The organism is Christensenella timonensis (assembly GCF_900087015.1).
Taxonomy (GTDB): Bacteria; Bacillota; Clostridia; order Christensenellales; family Christensenellaceae; genus Christensenella; species Christensenella timonensis.
Genome location: NZ_FLKP01000001.1, coordinates 316,173 through 336,694 on the forward strand (window position 1 = coordinate 316,173; position 20,522 = coordinate 336,694).

The window sequence follows — 20,522 nt, forward strand, 5'->3', positions numbered from 1 at the left end:
TTTCTTTAGTAATTTACGACCTTGGAAAAATCTTCGGCCTTCAGCGAAGCACCGCCAATGAGGCCGCCGTCGATATCGCTCATCGCCATCAGCTCTGTCGCGTTCTTCGGATTCATGCTTCCGCCATACTGTATTCTTACCTCCTCGGCAACGTTTCCAAACACTTCTTTTATTGCTGCACGGATTTCCTTGATCGTATTGTTTGCATCGTCGCTGGTTGCCGTCTTGCCCGTGCCGATCGCCCAGATCGGCTCATACGCAACGACAACTTTGGCAACGTCGCCCTGCGCTACGTTCAGGAGCGCCAGCTTCGTCTGCTTCCTGACCACTTCCGCCGTCACGCCGCTTTCACGCTCTTCCAGTTTTTCGCCCACGCACACGATAGGCGTAAGTCCCTTTTCCAGCGCCTTCAAAACCTTGAGGTTCACTGTCTCGTCCGTTTCCGCATAGTATTCGCGGCGTTCCGAATGCCCGATGATCACGTATTTCACGCCGAGGCCCAGCAGCATATCCGCCGATACTTCGCCCGTATAAGCGCCGCTGTCGTGATAGTCCATATTCTGTGCGCCGAGGGAAATGTTGCTTCCGGCAAGCGCCGCTGCCGCCGCCGCAAGATCCGTTGCCGGCGGGCATACCACTACCTCCGCCTGCGCCGAAGCCACCAGCGGTTTCAAGTCGTTGATCAGTGCAGCCGCCTCGTCGGGCGTCTTGTTCATCTTCCAGTTTCCTGCAATAATTGGTTTTCTCATTGTTTTTCCCCTTAAAAATATGAATATTTTTGAAAAGGACGGATGCTCTCCGTCCTTTATGGTACTGATGCTATTTTGACGCGTTTACGACTTATTTGTCGTTGAGCGCGGCTACGCCCGGCAGTTCCTTCCCTTCGAGGAATTCAAGGGATGCGCCGCCGCCCGTGGAGATATGCGACATCTTGTCAGCAAAGCCGAGCTTCTTGACCGCCGCCGCGCTGTCGCCGCCGCCGATGATCGTCGTTGCCGACGCTTCGCTGAGCGCTTCCGCGATCGCCCTCGTGCCGCCTGCGAACGCCGGGATTTCCGCAACGCCCATCGGCCCGTTCCAGATGACCGTCTTTGCGCGCTTGATCTCGTTGGCGAAAATAATCCTTGTGGACGGCCCGATATCCAGGGCCATCATGTCGGCCGGGATGTTGTCCACCGGTACTACGTGCGCTTCCGCCTCTGCGCTGAGCTCTTTTGCCACCACGAAGTCGGAAGGAAGCATGATCTTGATTCCCTTTTTGTTTGCCTGATCCATCAATTCGAGCGCCAGATTCAGGCGTTCGTCGTCCACCAGGGATTTGCCCATTTCATAGCCCTGCGCCTTTACGAACGTGTTTGCCATACCGCCGCCGATAATGAGGCAATCCACCTTGGAAAGCAGGTTTTCGATCACGCCGATCTTGTCGGAGACCTTCGCCCCGCCTAAAATCGCGATGAACGGGCGCGCCGGGTCTTCCAGAGCCTTGCCCATGAAGGAAAGCTCCTTGCCGATCAGGTAGCCTGCCACTGCCGGCAGGTATTCCGCCACGCCCGCCGTAGAAGCGTGCGCCCTGTGCGCCGTACCGAACGCGTCGTTGACAAAGATATCGCCGAGGCTTGCCAGCTCTTTTGCAAACGCCGGATCGTTGGCTGTTTCTTCCTTGTGGAAACGCAGGTTCTCAAGAAGTACGACCTGGCCGTCTTCGATAGAATCCACAGCGTCCTTCGCTTCTTTGCCCACGCAGTCCTTTGCGAACACAACTTTGGTGTTCAGGATCTCGGACAACCGCTTTGCAACGGGCGCAAGCGAGAATTCCGGCTTTACTTCGCCCTTCGGACGTCCGAGATGGGACATCAGGATCACCTTTGCGCCTTTATCGATCAAATACTGGATCGTCGGGAGCGCCGCCTGGATGCGCGTTTCGTCTGTGATTTCGCCTTTCTCGTCGAGCGGAACATTGAAATCCACACGTACCAGTACTTTTTTCCCGGCTACGTCAATATCTTCAATCGTTTTCTTCATAATCGTACTCCTTTAATTTTGAATAATCGCACACATGTTCATTTTAATCAATTTGCAGCCAATAATCAAGCCTAAGTTCTGATTATTGCAGCTCGCCGCGCAGTGTCAGCGCCGCAATATTCGCCGCATGGTCGGCCACCCTCTCGCACATTGTGATCACATCCGTGAACAACGTGCTGGCGCTCGCGGTACATTCGCCCTTCTTCAGGCGCTTGATATGATGCTTTTTGATCTTTTCTTCGTATTTGTCGATCTCGTCCTCGATCTCCATGACGCGTTTGGCATATTCCATATTGCCGTCCCGCATTACGTCGCGCATCATCGAAAAAGCCTCCTCCAGTTTTTTGCCCATAAATTCGATTTCCGCCGCACCCTTCCTGGAAAGCTTTGTCTTCTTCTCCAGGCGTATAGCGGCCAGGTCGGCGACATTTTCTGCAATATCCGAAATGCGTTCGATATCCATGATCGCGTGCAGCATTGCCGTCACAGTGCGCGAGTCGACCTCGGAAAGCCCTGTCTGGCTGATCATGGAAAGCGCATCCGTGATCTCCTGGTTTAAGTAATTGACCACTTTTTCGTTCTCCATGACCTCGTCGACCATCTTTTCATCTCCCTCCAGGAAACTTTTCAGCGCCAGGTTGAAATTCTCGCCTGAAATACGCGCCATGCGCGCCACCTCCAGGATCGCCTGTCCGATCGCTACCGGCTGGCTGTCGGCATTTTTATCGATATATTTCAGCTTCCGCCCTTCCAGCTTCTTGTCTTCGCCGCGCACAAAGAAACACGCCACTTTTGCAAGGAGCTGCGGACAACCGATGAAGATAAATGCATTGATCACGTTAAAGAATGTATGGAAGTTCGCCAACTGGCGTACCGGCTCGTCCGGCGACCAGGATTTGATCCAGTCCACGATGGGCAGGAAATGCATTGCCAGCATAAAGATCAGCGAACCGAAAACATTGAAGAACAACAGGGCGATCGCCGTACGTTTCGCCGTTTTGGTACCCGACAGGCTCGCGATGATTGCCGTTACGCAGGTACCGATGTTGAGGCCCAATATCACATATACGGCGGAATCCAGCCCCATGACGCCCTGCATGGCAAAAGCCTGGATGATCCCCATGGTAGCGGAGGAGCTCTGGATGATCGCCGTTACCGCAAGGCCTGCCAGAAGCCCGATCCACGGCTCCTGGAACGAACTCAAAAGGTCGATAAACGGCTGGTAATCGCGCAGCGGCGCAACAGCGTTTGACATGATCTCCATGCCAAAGAGCAGTATCCCCAGGCCGCCGACGATCTCGCCGATCCTGCGCACCTTGCGCTTTTTGATGAACAGCATCATCAGCACGCCTGCAAAAAGCACGATCGGCGCGAATTCCGTTACGTTGAGCGCAACGATCTGTGCGGTGATCGTCGTACCGATGTTTGCGCCGATACCCACGTTGATCGCCTGGATCAGCGTCATAAGTCCTGCATTGACAAAACCGACGACCATGACCGTCGTCGCAGACGAACTCTGGATCACAGCGGTCACCGCCGCCCCCAGCCCAAGTGCGCTGAAACGGTTTTTGGTCATCAGTTCAAGGCCTGTCCTCAGCTTGTCGCCGGCGGCGGCTTCCAGGCCGTCCGACATCAGCTTCATGCCGTAAAGGAACAGCCCCAGGCCGCCGATCAGCATCATGATACTCCACAAGTCCATAACATCCCCCAATATTTCGAGCATTTAAAAATTTTATTTTAAGGTAGTAGCACCTATTTCATATGAAAATAATCATTTTGGCGCAGCGCCTCGTACACGCCCACACATACCGCATTGGAAAGGTTCAGGCACCGCTGTTTCGCCTGCATCGGAATACGCACCGTATGCTCCGTGTGCTGGTCGAGCAGCTGCTTTGGAAGCCCTTGCGTCTCCTTGCCGAACATCAAATAACAATCCCCGCTATAGCTCGCTTCATTAAAATTCCGGGATACCTTAGATGAAAAATACCAACATTCCGCTTCCGGATTCTGCTGGTAAAATTCTTCCAGGCTGTCATACATATGCAGCTTCAGGTCTTTCCAGTAATCGAGTCCCGCGCGCTTCACATGCTTCTCGTCGAGCGAAAACCCCATTGGCCCGATGATGTGGAGCTCACTTCCCGTGACCACGCATGTGCGCGATATATTCCCCGTATTTTGCGGTATTTCCGGCTCCAGCAGCACAACATGTATCGCCATTCTTCCTCTTCCTTATAACAATTCTCAAAACATACCCAAAATAATTATAAAGTAAAATCTATGGGTGTGCAATGTAAAATTCTTGCGCACAAAAAAGCCGCATTCCTGCGGCTTTTTCCACTGCTATTTTCCAAAAACGAACTTGTCGATCGCCTGTGCCACGCCCCCGTGGCGCACATCCGCGGTCACATAGTCCGCAGCCTTCAACGGCCCTTCCATGGCGTTGCCCATGGCGACCCCTATGCCCGCCGCTTTCAGCATATCCGTATCGTTCCCCCCGTCGCCGATCGCCATCGTTTCCGAGATGTCAAACCCATAATATTCCGCGAGCGCGGCAAGCGCCTTTCCCTTCGATACGCCAAGCCCGTTGAATTCCACATTGTCCGGGCCGCTCGGCACCACATCAAAGCGCCCAGCAAACTGTTTGGAGCGTTCCTCCATGACCGCCTGTTCTTCCTCATGTCCCCAGACCAATACCTTTTGTATATCGTCCGCCACACGCTCGCACAACTGCTCGTCGCTTTCGTACATCGTCACCGGAAGCTCCCCCCCATTGCCCATGCGCCACTTGTCGAACAGTTTTTCAAAATAATCCTCGTGGGTACAATAGATATGGTTATCGCTGAACACATAGCGTTTCAGCCCCGTATCCCTGTACGCCGACATTATCTCCTTCATCCCTTCAAAGGAAAGGTTGTCTTTAAAATAAGATTTTTGCATATCGCGCATATCCGCACCGTTGCAGGTAATGACAGGCCCTTCGATATTGAGCCGTTGTACCCAGCTCTTTGCGGTGCCTAAGATCCTCCCGGTCGACAGTGTCACCTTGACCCCCGACCGCTGCGCACAGCGGATCGCTTCCAGGTCGACCTGTGCAATATCCTCTCCCACGCCGGGGATCAGTGTTCCGTCAATATCCATTGCCAACAATTTTATCTTCTGCATTTTTCCACAAACTCCGCGATTCTCCTGACTGCTTCTTTCAGGTTCTCCATAGACGACGCATACGAGCAGCGCATAAAGCCTTCCCCAGCTGCGCCGAATGCCGTCCCCGGCACACAAGCCACATGCTTTTCGCTTATCAGCTTATGGCAAAACTCCTCCGACGTCATCCCCATGCCTGAAATATTGGGGAACACATAAAACGCCCCCCGTGGTTCAAAGCACGAAAGCCCCATCTTTTGAAAGGAATTGTATACAAAGGTTCGACGGCGGTTGTAATCCGCCACCATCTTACTTACCTGCGCAAAATCCGTATCCATCTCGTGGCGCAGGGCTTCCTCACCAGCATGCTGGCTCGCCGTGGGCGCACACAGCATGAAATATTGGTGTATCTTCACCATGGCGGCGATCATGTCTTCGGGCCCTGCAGCATATCCCAGGCGGAAGCCCGTCATGGCAAATGCTTTGGAAAAACCGTTGATCACGACCGTCCGCCCATACATATTGGGAAAGGATGCGATCGAACAATGCCGCCCGCCATAGGTAAGCTCCGAATAGATCTCATCCGAAATGACGAACAAATCGTGCTTTTCAACGATCCCGGTGATCGCTTCCAGCTGTTCTTTCGTCATGATCGCGCCCGTCGGGTTGTTGGGGTACGGCAGGATGATCGCTTTCGTCTTGGACGTGATCGCATTTTCAAGGGCCTGCGGCGTCACCGTAAAATTGTCGCATTCCTTCGTTTCGATGGGTACCGCGACCCCGCCCGCAAAGCTCACGCCGGGCATATAGGAAACATAGGAAGGCGCGGGAACGAGGATTTCGTCCCCCGGCTCGATAATCGAACGGAACGCAAGGTCAAGCGCCTCGCTCGCCCCCACTGTAACGATGGTCTGCAACTGCCAGTCATAGCCGATCCCATACCGCTCGCAGAGGTATTTCGTGATCAGCTTACGCAGCGCGGGGTTGCCGTGGTTTGAGGTGTAGTGCGTGTAACCGCGTTCAATGGAAGATATCGCTGCCTCGCGTACATTCCACGGCGTCACAAAATCAGGCTCGCCTACCGAAAGGGAGATGATATCTTTCATTTCGCTCGCAATATCAAAAAACTTCCGGATCCCCGACGGCGGCATTTCTTCTACCGTTTTCGCAATAAATTTTCTCACGGGGTAACCACCAATCTTTCATCCGTTTCTTCGCCGACCAACACGACGCCCTGTTCCTTGTATTTACGCATAATAAACACGGTGACCGTACGTGTCACGCCGTCGATGACCGCTAATTTTTCAAATACAAATTTGGAAATATCTTTCATGCTGCGGCTTTTGATGCGTACGCACAAATCATAGGTGCCCGCCATCAGGTACACCGCGCGCACCTCTTCAAAGCGGTAAATCCGCTTTGCAAGGTCGTCGTATCCATAATCGCGCTGCGGCGTCACTTCCACTTCGATGAGCGCTTCCGCATCTTCTTCTTCGGATACGATCTCGCGGTTCACAAGCGCACTGTATTTCACGATCGCCTTTTCTTCTTCCAGCGTGTCGATCGTCTTCTGCACGGCGGCTGCGTCCTCATTCAGCATCATGGCAATTTCTTCTGCCGTTGTCTTTGCATTGTCTTCCAGAATATCCAGAATTTCCAGTTTCAGATCTCTTTTCATGATTACCTCCATGAGAACAATAATTAGGGACATTATACCACGCTTTGCGTGTTTCGTTCAATCTATTCTGGCCGATAAAAAAACCCTGCTTTTTAGGCAGGGCTTTTTCTTTGCTCATTCACTCTGCATCTTTGATATCCGCTACATGCGCGCACAATGCCGCATACGTGATATAGTCCGCATCCTTGATGATCATCTCCAGCTCGTTGTCCCCGAACGACGTCGTACGCCCTTCTGCGTACTGCCTGTCGACCTCGTCCTTAATCTTCTGCACCAGCTCGGACTTCTTATCGATCTTCTGTTCTCCCCCCAGCTTGAAATGCGTATTCACCCAATGTGCGATGCCCGCAAGGCCGGAATGCTCGCCGATCACGACCGCGACCGGACGGCCGAGGATCTTATCCGTGTTGAAAATATTATAAATCTGTTCGTCTTTCAAAAGTCCGTCCGCATGGATCCCCGCGCGGGTGGAATTAAAATTCCTGCCCACGAACGGCGTGCGTGGATTGATGTCATATTTCAATTCCTTTTCAAAATAATCCGCGATCTCCGTAATCGCTTTCAAGTCCATACCGTCCTGCGTCCCTTTGAGCTGCACATATTCGATGGCCATCGCCTCGATCGGGCAGTTGCCCGTCCTCTCGCCGATCCCGAGCATCGAGCAGTTGACGGACGACGCACCGTAAAGCCACGCTGTCGACGCGTTACAGACGACCTTGTAAAAATCATTGTGTCCGTGCCATTCCAAAAGCGTGGAAGGGACGTTGGCGTAAAACCGCAGCCCATAGACGATACCCTGTACGCTCCTGGGAAGCGAAGCCCCCGGATAGGTCACTCCATAGCCGAGCGTATCGCACATCCTGATCTTGATCGGGATACCCGATTCCTCCCGCAGCTCCATCAGCGCGCGTGCGAACGGCACCACAAACCCGTAAAAATCCGCACGGGTGATATCTTCAAAGTGGCAGCGCGGTACGATACCCATATCGAGCGCGTCTTTGACCACGCCCAAATATTTGTCCAGCGCCTGTCCGCGTGTCATACCCATCTTATTGAAAATATGGTAATCCGAACAGGAGACCAATATCCCCGTCTCGCGGATGCCCATATCCTTTGCCAGCGCAAAATCCTTTTTATTGGCACGGATCCACGTCGTGATTTCCGGGAACTCGTAACCGAGCGCCATACATTCCTCAAGCGCTTTCCTGTCCTTTTCCGTATACACGAAAAATTCGCTCTGGCGGATGATCCCCTTCGGGCCGGACAGCTTGTGCAGCAGCTTATAAAGATCCACGACCTCTTTGACCGAAAACGGCGTACGCGCTTGCTGCCCGTCGCGGAAAGTGGTATCTGTGATCCATATCTCTTCCGGAAAGTGCATGGGCACTGTCCTGTGGTTAAAGGTTATTTTCGGCACCTGGTCATAGTCGAACATGTCCTCGAACAGGTTCGCATGCTCAACATCCTGCAATGTATAATTGTAGTCGTTTTCCTGCAGCAGGTTGGTGCGCTTATATCTTTCAGTCGTCATATCCGTTTCTCCAATATCAGTCGAGCATCGCAATGAATTCCGCGATGCGCCCAAGTCCCTTTTCAATGTTTTCACGCGAGATCGCATAGGACAAGCGCACAAAGTCGTCTGCACCGAACGCCGCGCCGGGGATCACCGCCGTCAGTTTTTTCTCCAGCAGTTTTTCCGCAAAATCGACCGAACCCTTGATCTCCGCACCGTCCAGTTTTCGTCCTTTCAGCGCTGAGATATTGAGCATCACATAAAACGCCCCCATTGGCGTCGCACAGCTCACGCCGTCCATTTTGCCGATAATATCCACCATCATCTTGCGGCGGGCGTCAAATTCCTCGCGCATCGCTACGACCTCGTCGCGCGGGCCCGTAAGCGCCGCGATCCCCGCAAACTGCGCGATGGAACAGGGGTTTGACGTCGCATGGCTCTGGTAGCTGCCCATGATCTTGGCGATATCCGCCCGGCTCGCCGTATAACCAATGCGCCAGCCCGTCATCGCGTATGTTTTGGAAAGGCCGTTGACAAGGATGGTACGCCCGTAAGCATCCTCGCTTAACGCAGCGATGCTCGTATGCTTGTTGCCGTCATAGACCAGCTCGTCGTATATCTCGTCCGATACGATAAAGAAATCATGCTTCTTCGCGATCTCCGCGATCCCTTCCAGCGTCTTCTGTGAATAAATACAGCCGCAGGGGTTGGATGGATTGTTTACAATGATCGCCTTGGTCTTTTTTGTGACCGCCGCTTCGATATCCTCTGCCAGCGGCTCAAAATTATTGCATTCCTGCGCGCCGACATAAACGGGCACGCCGTCCGCCATCTTAATGAGCTCCGGGTAAGTAAGCCAATATGGCGTAATGACGATCACCTCGTCCCCCGGGTTGAGGATCGCCTGGAACACATTGAACAGGGAGTGCTTTGCCCCGTTGGAAATTACGATCTGTGTCGGGTCATACTGGAGTCCATGCTTTTTCAGGTCTGCGCACACTGCCTTTTTGAGTTCCACCGTCCCGGATGCCGGCGTATATTTGGTCAAACCGATCTTAAGCGCCTCGACCGCTGCATCCTTAATGTGTTTTGGCGTATCAAAGTCGGGTTCTCCCGCACCAAAGCCCACTACGTCCAGTCCTCGTTTTTTCATATCCTTCGCCATCGCCGTAATTTTCAGCGTTAACGACGGCGAAATTGCAAGTGCTTTTTCTGAAAGTTGCATTTTTTACCTCCGATAAATAACGATATCAATCTTTTATTCATGCGCTTATGCGCGCTTTTATTGCACTGTTAGCATATCTATTCTAATACAATTCAAACCTGAAAGCAAGTGTTTTCGTTTTGTTAAAATGCAAATTCAAATCAATAATTTTTCGTTTTTATGTTTCCCATGAACTCCTTGATTTTCCCAGCCCTGAAATGTTACAATATTAGTATTATCAAAGTATAAAAAATAATAGATTGGAGACCAAACAGATGGCAGATTATGTGATTACATGCAGCTCCACTGCTGACCTCCCGACCGAATTTGTCCGTGAGCATGATATCACCGTACTTCCTTACCAGTTTTTTATGGATGGGAAAGAATATTATGACGACCAGGGCGTTTCTATTTCCACACACGATTTTTACGAAAAGGTACGCGCCGGTTCCATGCCCACCACCTCGATGGTGAATGCGGATCGTTATGTCGCGTTCTTTACACCGTTTTTAGAAGCAGGTAAAGACGTCCTGCACCTGGAATTCTCGTCCGGCCTTTCCGGTTCTTTTGACAATGCCGTTATGGTAGCAGGGCAGCTGGTGCAGAAATATCCGGGGCGCACCATAAAAGTTGTCGATTCCCTTTCAGCATCACGCGGTTATGGGCTTTTCGTCCACCTGGTAGTGCTCAAAAAGGAAGAGGGCGCAACGCTCAATGAAGCATATACCTATGCGGAAGAATTAAAATGGAAGATTACGCATTGGTTCGCAGTCGAAAGCCTGGAGCACCTGCGCCGCGGCGGCAGGGTCTCCCGTGCCAGTGCATTTTTGGGCACGATGCTCAATATCAAACCAGTTCTTGCGTTTAATAACGAAGGAAAGATCATACCCGTCGAAAAGATCCGCGGCAGAAAGAAATCCCTGATCGAAATGGTCAACAAAATGGAAGAGGATGTGGACAACCCGGACGGCCAGATCGTGTACGTTGGCCACGGCGATGCGCCTGAGGATGCGGAATATGTCGCACAGCTTATCAAGGAGCGCTTCCCCACGGTAAAAGAAACGTTCATCAACTATACCGGCCCGGTGATCGGCGCACATTCCGGCCCCGGCACGGTCAATATCCACTATGTTGGAAAACAGCGTGTCGATACCAAATTCAAATAATAGATAGCGATCCAAAAAGGCACGGGTCATCCCGTGCCTTTTCATATCTTATTTTATGCTTTCCCGTTTACGTTTCTTATAATATGGAAGCAAATAGGAGTACCCCTCCGCCTCCATATCCGCCTCCGGGATAAAACGGATCGCAGCGCCATTGATGCAGTACCTCAGCCCACCGCGCTCCTTAGGCCCATCGTCAAACACATGCCCCAAATGAAAATCCCCGGCGGCGCTCCTGACTTCGGTACGCACCATCCCATGCGATAAATCCTGGCGCGTGACAACGACATCTTCGCTGATCGGGCTCGAGAAACTCGGCCAGCCACATTCGGACGGGAATTTATCGAACGACGTGAAAAGCGGCTGTCCAGTGGCCGCATCCACATAGATCCCTTCGTGTTCGTTTTCCCAATACTCGCTGGTGTACGGATGTTCTGTACCGTCTTCGCACATCACATAATATTGTTCCTCAGTCAGGTTGCTGCGTAATTTCTCTTCCGGCGGCCTCTCATACTCCGGCATATTCTGGTTGGTAAGTTCCTGCATAATTGAACGCCTCCTTTCCAATGTGGCAATAACCCATCGGATACTTGTCGAGATATTTCTGGTGGTATTCTTCGGCTGTATAATAATTTTTCAGCGGTGTAATCTCCGTTACGATCGGCTCTTCATATTTTTCCTGTTCCCTTTTCGCATACGCGCGGATCACCTCCCCGTCAGCCCCATCCAGGTAATAGATGCCCGTACGGTATTGCTCGCCCACGTCGTTGCCCTGCCTGTTACGCGTCGTAGGATCGACCACATGGAAAAACAAATGCAGTATGTCCGTCAAGCCGAGCTTTTTTTCGTCATAGCGCAGGCGTATTCCCTCCGCAAAGCCCGTATCCCCGCAGCACACCTGCATATAGCTGGGGTTTTCTGTCCTGCCGTTCACATAGCCCGTCTGTGTCTCAAGCACCCCCATCACACAGTCAAAATATTTCTGCAGTCCCCAAAAACAGCCTCCGGCCAGGTAAATTTCTTTCATATGCTGTCCCTTCTCCCCCTGCGTTATATAATCATATATTATATAACCAACTCTTTGAAAGGTTATGTCTGGAATATTAACTTTTTTTAAAGCTTTTAGCGAAAGATTGACACATCAGGTGAATACCGATAAAATCGTACATAGAAATCAGAGGAGATCATTCATGAGAAAGCTTATTTGTATTTTGCTTACGCTTGTCATCGTGCTCACCTGCGCGACAGCGTTTGCCGCACCCGAAGGCGGTTCTTACACAGTTACCGTGAAGGTTGAGACCGAAGGAACGGGAACCGTGACTGGCGGCGGGACATACTCTGCCGGGAAAAATGCCGCCCTCACCGCGACGCCCGCGGACGGCTACGTCTTTGAGGGATGGTTCAAGGAGGGCGATCTTGAAAATCCCGTCAGCACCGACGCCGAATTTACTTATTCGTTAGAAGAGGATCGCACATTTGTCGCGCGTTTCGATAAAAAATATACTGTTACGCTGTCTTCCGAACCGGAGGGCGGCGGCAGCGTTTCCCAAAGCGGCAGCGGTGAGTATATGCAGGGGGATTCCGTTACGGTGACGGCCCAGCCTGCCGAAAATTATACATTCCTCGGATGGTTCGATGCCAGTGCTGCATCTGCCGATCCCATCAGCGCCGAAGCTTCCTATACCTTCGAGGTACAAAATGATGTGCAGCTGGCTGCAAGGTTTTCTGCGAGCTACACACTTGACCTTACAGTAAGCCCTGCAGAAGGCGGCAGTGTTTCCGGCGGGGGCAATTTTTCCGGCGGAACCGTTGTTACGGTGACGGCAACACCCGCCGACGGTTACCGTTTTGCAGGCTGGTACGACATCGGCTCGCCCGGCAAGATCATCAGTACGGAGGAAAGCTATAACCTGAACCTTGACGAGAACCGTACGCTGGGCGCGCTTTTCGAGCGCAGCTATGGTTATATGATCATGTGGGTGCTGATTTGGATCGGCATCGGTTTCGCAGCCTTTGTTATCATCATGCGCATCATCCGCCGCATCCGTATCGTCCGGCGCAGGAAACGCAGGAATTACAGCAGGCGTCCGCGCCGCTGACCCATGGTAAATAGGAAACAGCCGCTAGCAAAGCAGCGGCTGTTTTTATTTCTGCATCATATTCCTTGCTTTTTACAACCATGTTTTCCGGCTAATATCGTTTTGGTCATATTTTAATCCAAAAACATGCATTGCTCTTATGTTTTGTGACCGCAAGTGTGACCGTGCTTTTTTATACTGTAAATAAGAAATGGAAAGCAGGAGGATCAATAGAATGGAAAGCAAAAACGGCGGGAGCCATAAGAAGAAAAAGGTAATCATCATCGTTTCGCTGATATTGTGCGTTTTATTGTGTATCAGCCCTGTCGTTTCCAGCAGCTCCGTTCTGTCTGGCCAAGAGGGTAACCTCGTGGAAATCAAGGACGATCCCACACCGTTGGCGGCCGGTACTTCCCAAAATACAGGAAATACCAACGAGAATCCTTCCACTGCCCCGGCGGTTGTTCCTGCTGCTGTCCCTATGGTTGAAGGTTTAACGCAGGAAAGCAGTGACGCTCCTGCGGGAAATCTGCCGGTCGCAAATGAGAACGACAACGTCGTCGCTCCTCCGGCTCCGACCGCACCCGATACACCGGCTATTACGCCTGATTCCCCCGTTATCAATCCCGACACACCCGTTGACCCGGATATACCAGTCGTAGATCCTGACGAGCCTGTCGACCCGGATACGCCTGTCGTAGATCCTGATGAGCCTGTCGACCCGGACATACCGGTTATCGATCCCGACGAACCCAGCGGAACCAATACGGAAATCACGCTTGCCTATGCGCAGCGTGTGATCGAGGGATACAACGCTTGTGGAACAGACAAGGAGCGGCAGGAATATTTTGGGATTACGAACAACAATTTTTCCAACGATACCTTCCGCAACAAACTTCAGGAGATAATGGGCGATCCGCTTCCTTTGGAAAACAGCGTCGTCGAACAGGCTGCCTATTGCAGCGACCTGGTACTGTACCTGCATGTTTATTTCATAAAGGACGGAAACACAAAAGCGCCTGTAGTCTATGCAACAACGGCCGGCACATATAATGGTTCCGGCAGGTGGAACGCATGGATGATCTACCTCGACGGCACTTGGTATGAGAGCCAGAATACACATGCATACAGCGGCTCCCACCAACCCACGACCATCGCTTCTTTCAATAGCATGGATATCCCTGCCGTTGCTGCAATGCTAAATGATCCGGCGCAGTTCCTTCCGTTGGGAGCGACGCCTGCCGAAGAGGAGATTCAAGCAGAAGAAAATACGATTGATGGGGAGCCAGAATCCCTTACCCTGACTGAAACGGCCGAAATCACCGATCCTGTTTCTGCACCTGTCATGCCTGCAACAGCAGCCTCTGCAAACGCAGAAACGCCTGGACAACCCGCCTCTGCCGAAAAAAATTCAATGCCCGTGGAAGACGGCGGTGCCGATTCCCATAGCGAACCGGTTCCAGCCTTGGTTCCGGAGACAACTATATTGCCGGAGGAAGAAGCCTCCGCTGAATAAGCAATCGTGAAAAAATCCCGGAGATTTCTCCGGGATTTTTTATATTCCCATTTGACAATACATGGTACGGCACTAAGTTGTTAAAAAAACATAATATTATTGAAAATCAAACCCGGCCACACAATTACCGATACAATACCCGGTGTATAGAGACTTAACTTCTGTGTTCGCAAGGCAAGCAGCGATGCACAATGGTATTTACAAATTCAACAGCTGTTTCTTTTTCTCAACATACTCTTCTTCTGTTATCGCACCCTCATCAAACAGCTGCTTAAACTTTGATATTTCATCTGCCACAGACAATACTGCTTGTTGACTTCCTTGTCTGCTACGCTTCACCTCTGATATAGCATTTTCAAGCATTTCTTTAAAAGCAAGCGTTCTTTTTTTATGAGATAACTTCAAAAGCACAACGTTCGGCTGCTGCGTAAAGTCCAAGTGATCATTTTTATCTATAGGTGTTACTAGCTCGATATACCCAGTTGTTATTCCGTGTTTTTTATAATTAATTCCAATGATATCCTGAATCAGATACGTCGTTGTACAATGTCCAAAAAGGGCTCCTTTTTTTACAATCACCGAATCATTGTTCAGTGTAATACTCCCATTTAGCCCCTTCATAACAATTGGTTTATTTTTCATGCCATCCCCTCTTACTATTCAATATGTATAAATTATCGTCCGAATATTTTCTTTACTTTATCAAAAAATTGTTAGTATTGCAAATATTATAATAAGAGCTCCATATCTAATTCTATGCCAATAAATCCAAACAAAGTAAAAAGCCCTTAAGCTTTACGCAAAAGGACCCCTCACATAGAATATTATTGAAAAAATAGAATCCGGCAGCTACCAATCCTCCCACACCGTTGCCAGTGCAGTACTTTAGGCGTTTAGAGGCTTAACTTCTGTGTTCGGAATGGGAACAGGTGGATCCCTCTAGCTATCGCCACCGGAAATTTTATAAACTTTTTCAAGAATGTACCGCATTGCTTTCGCGCTGCACAAAAGCACACTCAAAACTGTATAGTAGAAAGACAAAGGAATGTCTTAAGAAATTTAGACTGTTGTAATCAACATAATGTTGATCAAGCCCTCGGCCTATTAGTACCGGTCAGCTTAATACATTACTGCACTTACACCTCCGGCCTATCAACCTTGTAGTCTACAAGGGGCCTTACTTCATAAAGAATGGGAAGTCTTATCTTGTGGGGGGCTTCACGCTTAGATGCCTTCAGCGTTTATCCCGTCCGTACGTAGCTACCCAGCCATGCTCTTGGCAGAACAACTGGTACACCATTGGTACGTCCATCCCGGTCCTCTCGTACTAAGGACAGCTCCACTCAAACTTCCTGCGCCCACGATGGATAGGGACCGAACTGTCTCACGACGTTCTGAACCCAGCTCGCGTGCCGCTTTAATTGGCGAACAGCCAAACCCTTGGGACCTGCTTCAGCCCCAGGATGCGACGAGCCGACATCGAGGTGCCAAACCTCCCCGTCGATGTGGACTCTTGGGGGAGATAAGCCTGTTATCCCCGAGGTAGCTTTTATCCGTTGAGCGACGGCAATTCCACTCTCATACCGCCGGATCACTAATCCCGACTTTCGTCCCTGCTCGAGGTGTCCCTCTCGCAGTCAAGCTCCCTTATGCATTTGCACTCTAATGAATGATTTCCGACCATTCTGAGGAAACCTTTGGGCGCCTCCGTTACTCTTTCGGAGGCGACCGCCCCAGTCAAACTGCCCACCTGGTACTGTCCAAAAGCCGGTTCACGGCCTTTTGTTAGAACCCTAGTATTGGAAGGGTGGTATCCCAACAGTGACTCCGCGCAAACTGGCGTCTGCGCTTCTTTGTCTCCCACCTATCCTGTACATCCAATACCAAAATCCAATGCCAAGTTGCAGTAAAGCTCTACGGGGTCTTTCCGTCCTATCGCGGGTAATGAGCATCTTCACTCATACTACAATTTCGCCGGGTACATTGTTGAGACAGTGCCCAAGTCGTTACGCCATTCGTGCGGGTCGGAACTTACCCGACAAGGAATTTCGCTACCTTAGGACCGTTATAGTTACGGCCGCCGTTCACTGGGGCTTAAGTTCCTTGCTTCGCTTGCGCTAACAATTCCCCTTAACCTTCCAGCACTGGGCAGGCGTCAGCCCGTATACTTCATCTCTCGATTTCGCACAGACCTGTGTTTTTGCTAAACAGTCGCTTGGGCCTATTCACTGCGACCTATTTTACTAGGCACTCCTTATCCCTAAGTTACGGAGTCATTTTGCCGAGTTCCTTAACAATGCTTCTCCCGATCGTCTTAGGATTCTCTCCTCGCCTACCTGTGTCGGTTTGCGGTACGGGTACCTACAAAACTCCCTAGCAGCTTTTCTCGCCAGTGTGGATTCACAGACTTCCATACTTGTTTTCTGTCCCCATCACACCTCAGCCTTTACGGAAACCGTACTTCACTAATTTCCAGCCCCAGTGCTTGGACGAGCTCTACCATCAGCTCGCTTCTGCTATCCTCCTGTGTCACTGCGTCGGTCAAACGCTTTGTCGGCAGTACAGGAATATCAACCTGTTGTCCATCGCCTACGACGATACTGTCCTCGGCTTAGGTCCCGACTTACCCTGGGCGGACGAGCCTTCCCCAGGAAACCTTAGGCTTTCGACGGTGAGGATTCTCACCTCACTCTCGCTACTCATGCCAGCATTCTCTCTCGATTAAAGTCCACTGCTCCTCTCGGTACAGCTTCTGCCCTTAATCGATGCTCCTCTACCGCGCACATTACTGTGCACCCATAACTTCGGTGGTAAGTTTTAGCCCCGGACATTTTCGGCGCACAATCACTCGACTAGTGAGCTGTTACGCACTCTTTAAATGAGTGGCTGCTTCTGAGCCAACATCCTAGTTGTCTCTGCAATTCCACATCCTTTTCCACTTAACTTACACTTTGGGACCTTAGTTGATGATCTGGGCTCTTTCCCTTTTGACAATGAAACTTATCTCACACTGTCTGACTCCCGAGTATGTAATATATGGTATTCGGAGTTTGATAAGATTCGGTAAGCCGTGAAGCCCCCTAGTCCATTCAGTGCTCTACCCCCATATATCTTCGCTCGAGGCTAGCCCTAAAGCTATTTCGAGGAGAACCAGCTATCTCCGAGCTCGATTGGAATTTCTCCGCTACCCACAAGTCATCCCCGCATTTTTCAACATACGTGTGGTTCGGTCCTCCACGGTGTTTTACCACCGCTTCAACCTGCTCATGGGTAGGTCGCCCGGTTTCGGGTCTACAGCATGCAACTTAACGCCCTATTAAGACTCGGTCTCCCTTCGGCTCCGCAACTCCAGTTGCTTAACCTTGCTACATACCGTAACTCGCTGGCCCGTTCTACAAAAAGTACGTGGTCACACTTTCTAATAGTGCTCCCACTGCTTGTAAGCACAAGGTTTCAGGTTCTCTTTCACTCCCCTCCCGGGGTGCTTTTCACCTTTCCCTCACGGTACTATTTCGCTATCGGTCATCAAGGAATATTTAGGCTTGGAAGGTGGTCCTCCCGGCTTCCCACGGGGTTTCTCGTGTCCCGTGGTACTCTGGTGCTGTCTGCGCTGACTCGTATTTCGGTGACGGGGCTGTTACCCTCTTTGGCGGCACTTTCCAATGCTCTTTACCTATATTCGTCAGATCGCGTGTGACAGTCCTCAACCCCGGATGTCCGAAGACTTCCGGTTTGGCCTCTTCCCATTTCGCTCGCCGCTACTTTGAGAATCACTTTTGTTTTCCTTTCCTCCGGCTACTTAGATGTTTCAGTTCACCGGGTTCCCCCCATATACCTATGGATTCAGTATATGGTAACGCAACGTTACTTGCGCTGAGTTCCCTCATTCGGATATCTGCGGATCAATGTTTGCTTGCAACTCCCCGCAGCTTTTCGCAGCTTGACACGTCCTTCTTCGGTTCTTGATGCCAAGGCATTCACCCTGTGCTCTTGTTAGCTTGATCTTTCGTCTACTTTCTTTCTCCTAAGACATTCTCAAAACGAAATTATTTCTCTTACCCTAATTTGAATTAGTTTTCGTGATTTTTTATCGCTTCTCTTTGTCTTCTTCTACTATCCAGTTTTCAATGTGCTTCTCTCATTTTGGAACAACGCTCTGCGTTGTCCTGTGGTGGGCTCAAGTGGACTCGAACCACCGACCTCACGCTTATCAGGCGTGTGCTCTAACCTGCTGAGCTATGAGCCCATACCTACAGTTAGCTGCCTTCGGTGTCCTCCGCTTTCTTCCCACTCTTGGTGGAGATGAGCGGAATCGAACCGCTGACCCCCTGCTTGCAAGGCAGGTGCTCTCCCAGCTGAGCTACACCCCCATTTTAAATCGCATATACTCCCGTATATGCTCTTCAAACGGCTTCTATGCAGTTTGCTGTTCTTTCCCTTTAAAAACATCAGTACCCGAAAAGAAAATGTCCTACTTCGCTTTGCCTCTTTGTTTCTTACACCCTAGAAAGGAGGTGATCCAGCCGCACCTTCCGATACGGCTACCTTGTTACGACTTCACCCCAGTCATTGATCTCACCTTCGACAGCTCTCTCCTTACGGTTAAGCCACTGGCTTCGGGTGCTCCCAACTTCCGTGGTGTGACGGGCGGTGTGTACAAGGCCCGGGAACGCATTCACCGCGACATGCTGATTCGCGATTACTAGCAACTCCGACTTCATGTGGGCGGGTTGCAGCCCACAATCCGAACTGGGACCGGCTTTTTGAGATTCGCTCACCCTTACGGGGTCGCTGCCCTTTGTACCGGCCATTGTAGCACGTGTGTAGCCCAAGACATAAGGGGCATGATGATTTGACGTCGTCCCCACCTTCCTCCGAGTTGTCCCCGGCGGTCTCACTAGAGTTCCCGACTTTACTCGCTGGCAACTAGCAATAAGGGTTGCGCTCGTTGCGGGACTTAACCCAACATCTCACGACACGAGCTGACGACAACCATGCACCACCTGTCTCTCTGCCCCGAAGGGAACATGTATCTCTACATGCGTCAGAGGATGTCAAGCCTTGGTAAGGTTCTTCGCGTTGCTTCGAATTAAACCACATGCTCCGCTGCTTGTGCGGGCCCCCGTCAATTCCTTTGAGTTTCAACCTTGCGATCGTACTCCCCAGGCGGGATACTTAATGCGTTAGCTTCGGCACGGAGGACTATCGCCCCCCACACCTAGTATCCATCGTTTACGGCGTGGACTACCAGGGTATCTAATCCTGTTTGCTCCCCACGCTTTCGTGCCTCAGTGTCAGTTACAGTCCAGAAAGTCGCCTTCGCCACTGGTGTTCCTCCTAATATCTACGCATTTCACCGCTACACTAGGAATTCCACTTCCCTCTCCTGTACTCAAGCCACACAGTTTCAAGTGCCGCCCCGGGGTTGAGCCCCGGTCTTTCACACCTGACTTACATGGCCACCTACGCACCCTTTACGCCCAGTAATTCCGGACAACGCTTGCTCCCTACGTATTACCGCGGCTGCTGGCACGTAGTTAGCCGGAGCTTCCTCCTATGGTACCGTCATTTGTTTCGTCCCATAGGACAAAGGTTTACAATCCGAAGACCTTCTTCCCTCACGCGGCGTTGCTGGGTCAGGCTTTCGCCCATTGCCCAATATTCCCCACTGCTGCCTCCCGTAGGAGTCTGGACCGTGTCTCAGTTCCAGTGTGGCCGATCACCCTCTCAGGTCGGCTACCCATCGTTGACTTGGTGGGCCGTTACCTCACCAACTATCTAATGGGACGCGAGCCCATCCTGCATCGAATAAATCCTTTTACCCCAGTTCCATGCGAAACCGTGGTCTCATGCGGTATTAGCAGTCGTTTCCAACTGTTGTCCCCCGTTGCAGGGCAGGTTGCTCACGCGTTACTCACCCGTCCGCCACTCGGTATACTCACAGTTCCTCCCGAAGGATTCACAAAGAGCAACCTCGTTCGACTTGCATGTGTTAAGCACGCCGCCAGCGTTCGTCCTGAGCCAGGATCAAACTCTTAATTAAAATTTTAAATGCATTCCTGCATTTTTTAACCAGATTGATCTAGGCTCCGCTTTTCAAGCATTTCCTTTTCGTTCTTGGTACTGTATGCTTTTTTCAAGGTTCGCCGCTTTTTTTGCGGCTTATTTATAATACCAAACTACCCTTCCCCTGTCAACACATTTCTT

At 51.1% G+C, this 20,522-nt stretch carries 15 protein-coding genes, 2 tRNA genes and 3 rRNA genes; 3 read left to right on the forward strand and 17 right to left on the reverse strand.

What is annotated here, in order from left to right; translation table 11 throughout:
- Positions 1-5: 5 nt before the first annotated feature.
- From tpiA to BN6471_RS01540, 9 genes are all read right to left on the reverse strand, one after another.
- Positions 6-749, reverse strand: a complete 744-nt coding sequence (tpiA, locus tag BN6471_RS01500) for a triose-phosphate isomerase (RefSeq protein ID WP_066644827.1) — start codon at positions 747-749, stop codon at positions 6-8.
- Positions 750-840: 91 nt separating this feature from the next.
- The gene (locus BN6471_RS01505) at positions 841-2,022 is read right to left on the reverse strand and encodes a phosphoglycerate kinase (RefSeq protein ID WP_066644830.1); all 1,182 of its coding nucleotides are present in this window, start codon (positions 2,020-2,022) and stop codon (positions 841-843) included.
- Between the two features lie 82 nt (positions 2,023-2,104).
- Positions 2,105-3,721, reverse strand: a complete 1,617-nt coding sequence (locus tag BN6471_RS01510) for a Na/Pi cotransporter family protein (protein WP_066644832.1) — start codon at positions 3,719-3,721, stop codon at positions 2,105-2,107.
- A 53-nt stretch (positions 3,722-3,774) separates the two neighbouring features.
- Entirely contained in the window at positions 3,775-4,239 is a 465-nt protein-coding gene (locus tag BN6471_RS01515; RefSeq protein ID WP_066644834.1) for a tRNA (cytidine(34)-2'-O)-methyltransferase, read from the reverse strand.
- A gap of 123 nt (positions 4,240-4,362) precedes the next feature.
- Positions 4,363-5,184, reverse strand: coding sequence for a Cof-type HAD-IIB family hydrolase (locus BN6471_RS01520; protein ID WP_066644836.1), 822 nt, complete (start codon positions 5,182-5,184; stop codon positions 4,363-4,365).
- Complete coding sequence (locus BN6471_RS01525; RefSeq protein ID WP_204213225.1) at positions 5,172-6,347, reverse strand: aminotransferase class I/II-fold pyridoxal phosphate-dependent enzyme; 1,176 nt, start codon at positions 6,345-6,347, stop codon at positions 5,172-5,174. The genes BN6471_RS01520 and BN6471_RS01525 overlap by 13 nt, the downstream gene beginning before the upstream one ends.
- Positions 6,344-6,841 carry an Lrp/AsnC family transcriptional regulator gene (locus tag BN6471_RS01530; protein WP_066644838.1) on the reverse strand — a complete coding sequence of 166 codons (498 nt, stop codon included), beginning with the start codon at positions 6,839-6,841 and terminating at the stop codon, positions 6,344-6,346. The genes BN6471_RS01525 and BN6471_RS01530 overlap by 4 nt, the downstream gene beginning before the upstream one ends.
- Before the next feature lie 118 nt (positions 6,842-6,959).
- Positions 6,960-8,372: a beta/alpha barrel domain-containing protein gene (locus tag BN6471_RS01535; RefSeq protein WP_066644841.1), complete on the reverse strand. Its 1,413-nt coding sequence runs from the start codon at positions 8,370-8,372 to the stop codon at positions 6,960-6,962.
- A gap of 16 nt (positions 8,373-8,388) precedes the next feature.
- Entirely contained in the window at positions 8,389-9,579 is a 1,191-nt protein-coding gene (locus BN6471_RS01540) for a pyridoxal phosphate-dependent aminotransferase (RefSeq protein ID WP_066644842.1), read from the reverse strand.
- Positions 9,580-9,833: 254 nt separating this feature from the next.
- Here BN6471_RS01540 and BN6471_RS01545 point away from each other — a divergent pair, with 254 nt between their 5' ends.
- A complete protein-coding gene (locus BN6471_RS01545; protein WP_066644844.1) occupies positions 9,834-10,724 on the forward strand; it encodes a DegV family protein in 891 nt (296 codons plus the stop codon).
- A 48-nt stretch (positions 10,725-10,772) separates the two neighbouring features.
- On the opposite strand, the gene msrB is transcribed toward BN6471_RS01545, so the two are convergent.
- Together msrB and msrA are read right to left on the reverse strand one after the other, a co-directional pair.
- Positions 10,773-11,267 (reverse strand): peptide-methionine (R)-S-oxide reductase MsrB, encoded by a 495-nt coding sequence (gene msrB, locus BN6471_RS01550; protein WP_242861818.1) that lies wholly within the window; start codon positions 11,265-11,267, stop codon positions 10,773-10,775.
- A complete protein-coding gene (msrA, locus tag BN6471_RS01555) occupies positions 11,230-11,748 on the reverse strand; it encodes a peptide-methionine (S)-S-oxide reductase MsrA (protein WP_066644845.1) in 519 nt (172 codons plus the stop codon). The genes msrB and msrA overlap by 38 nt, the downstream gene beginning before the upstream one ends.
- Positions 11,749-11,911: 163 nt before the next feature.
- On the opposite strand from msrA, the gene BN6471_RS01560 reads away from it, so the two are divergent.
- Together BN6471_RS01560 and BN6471_RS01565 are read left to right on the forward strand one after the other, a co-directional pair.
- Positions 11,912-12,820, forward strand: a complete 909-nt coding sequence (locus BN6471_RS01560; protein WP_066644846.1) for an InlB B-repeat-containing protein — start codon at positions 11,912-11,914, stop codon at positions 12,818-12,820.
- Positions 12,821-13,034: 214 nt separating this feature from the next.
- Entirely contained in the window at positions 13,035-14,315 is a 1,281-nt protein-coding gene (locus tag BN6471_RS01565; RefSeq protein WP_066644847.1) for a hypothetical protein, read from the forward strand.
- Positions 14,316-14,513: 198 nt separating this feature from the next.
- On the opposite strand, the gene BN6471_RS01570 is transcribed toward BN6471_RS01565, so the two are convergent.
- From BN6471_RS01570 to BN6471_RS01595, 6 genes are all read right to left on the reverse strand, one after another.
- Positions 14,514-14,957 carry an SHOCT domain-containing protein gene (locus BN6471_RS01570; RefSeq protein ID WP_066644848.1) on the reverse strand — a complete coding sequence of 148 codons (444 nt, stop codon included), beginning with the start codon at positions 14,955-14,957 and terminating at the stop codon, positions 14,514-14,516.
- Between the two features lie 198 nt (positions 14,958-15,155).
- Positions 15,156-15,272: ribosomal RNA gene (gene rrf / locus BN6471_RS01575) — 5S ribosomal RNA — on the reverse strand.
- A 127-nt stretch (positions 15,273-15,399) separates the two neighbouring features.
- Positions 15,400-18,319, reverse strand: a 23S ribosomal RNA gene (locus BN6471_RS01580).
- A 165-nt stretch (positions 18,320-18,484) separates the two neighbouring features.
- Positions 18,485-18,561: transfer RNA gene (locus tag BN6471_RS01585), tRNA-Ile, on the reverse strand.
- Between the two features lie 48 nt (positions 18,562-18,609).
- Positions 18,610-18,685 (reverse strand) — tRNA-Ala (locus BN6471_RS01590).
- Between the two features lie 137 nt (positions 18,686-18,822).
- Positions 18,823-20,358: ribosomal RNA gene (locus BN6471_RS01595) — 16S ribosomal RNA — on the reverse strand.
- Together the 16S, 23S and 5S rRNA genes with 2 tRNA genes alongside form the textbook arrangement of a ribosomal RNA operon.
- Positions 20,359-20,522 lie beyond the last annotated feature (164 nt).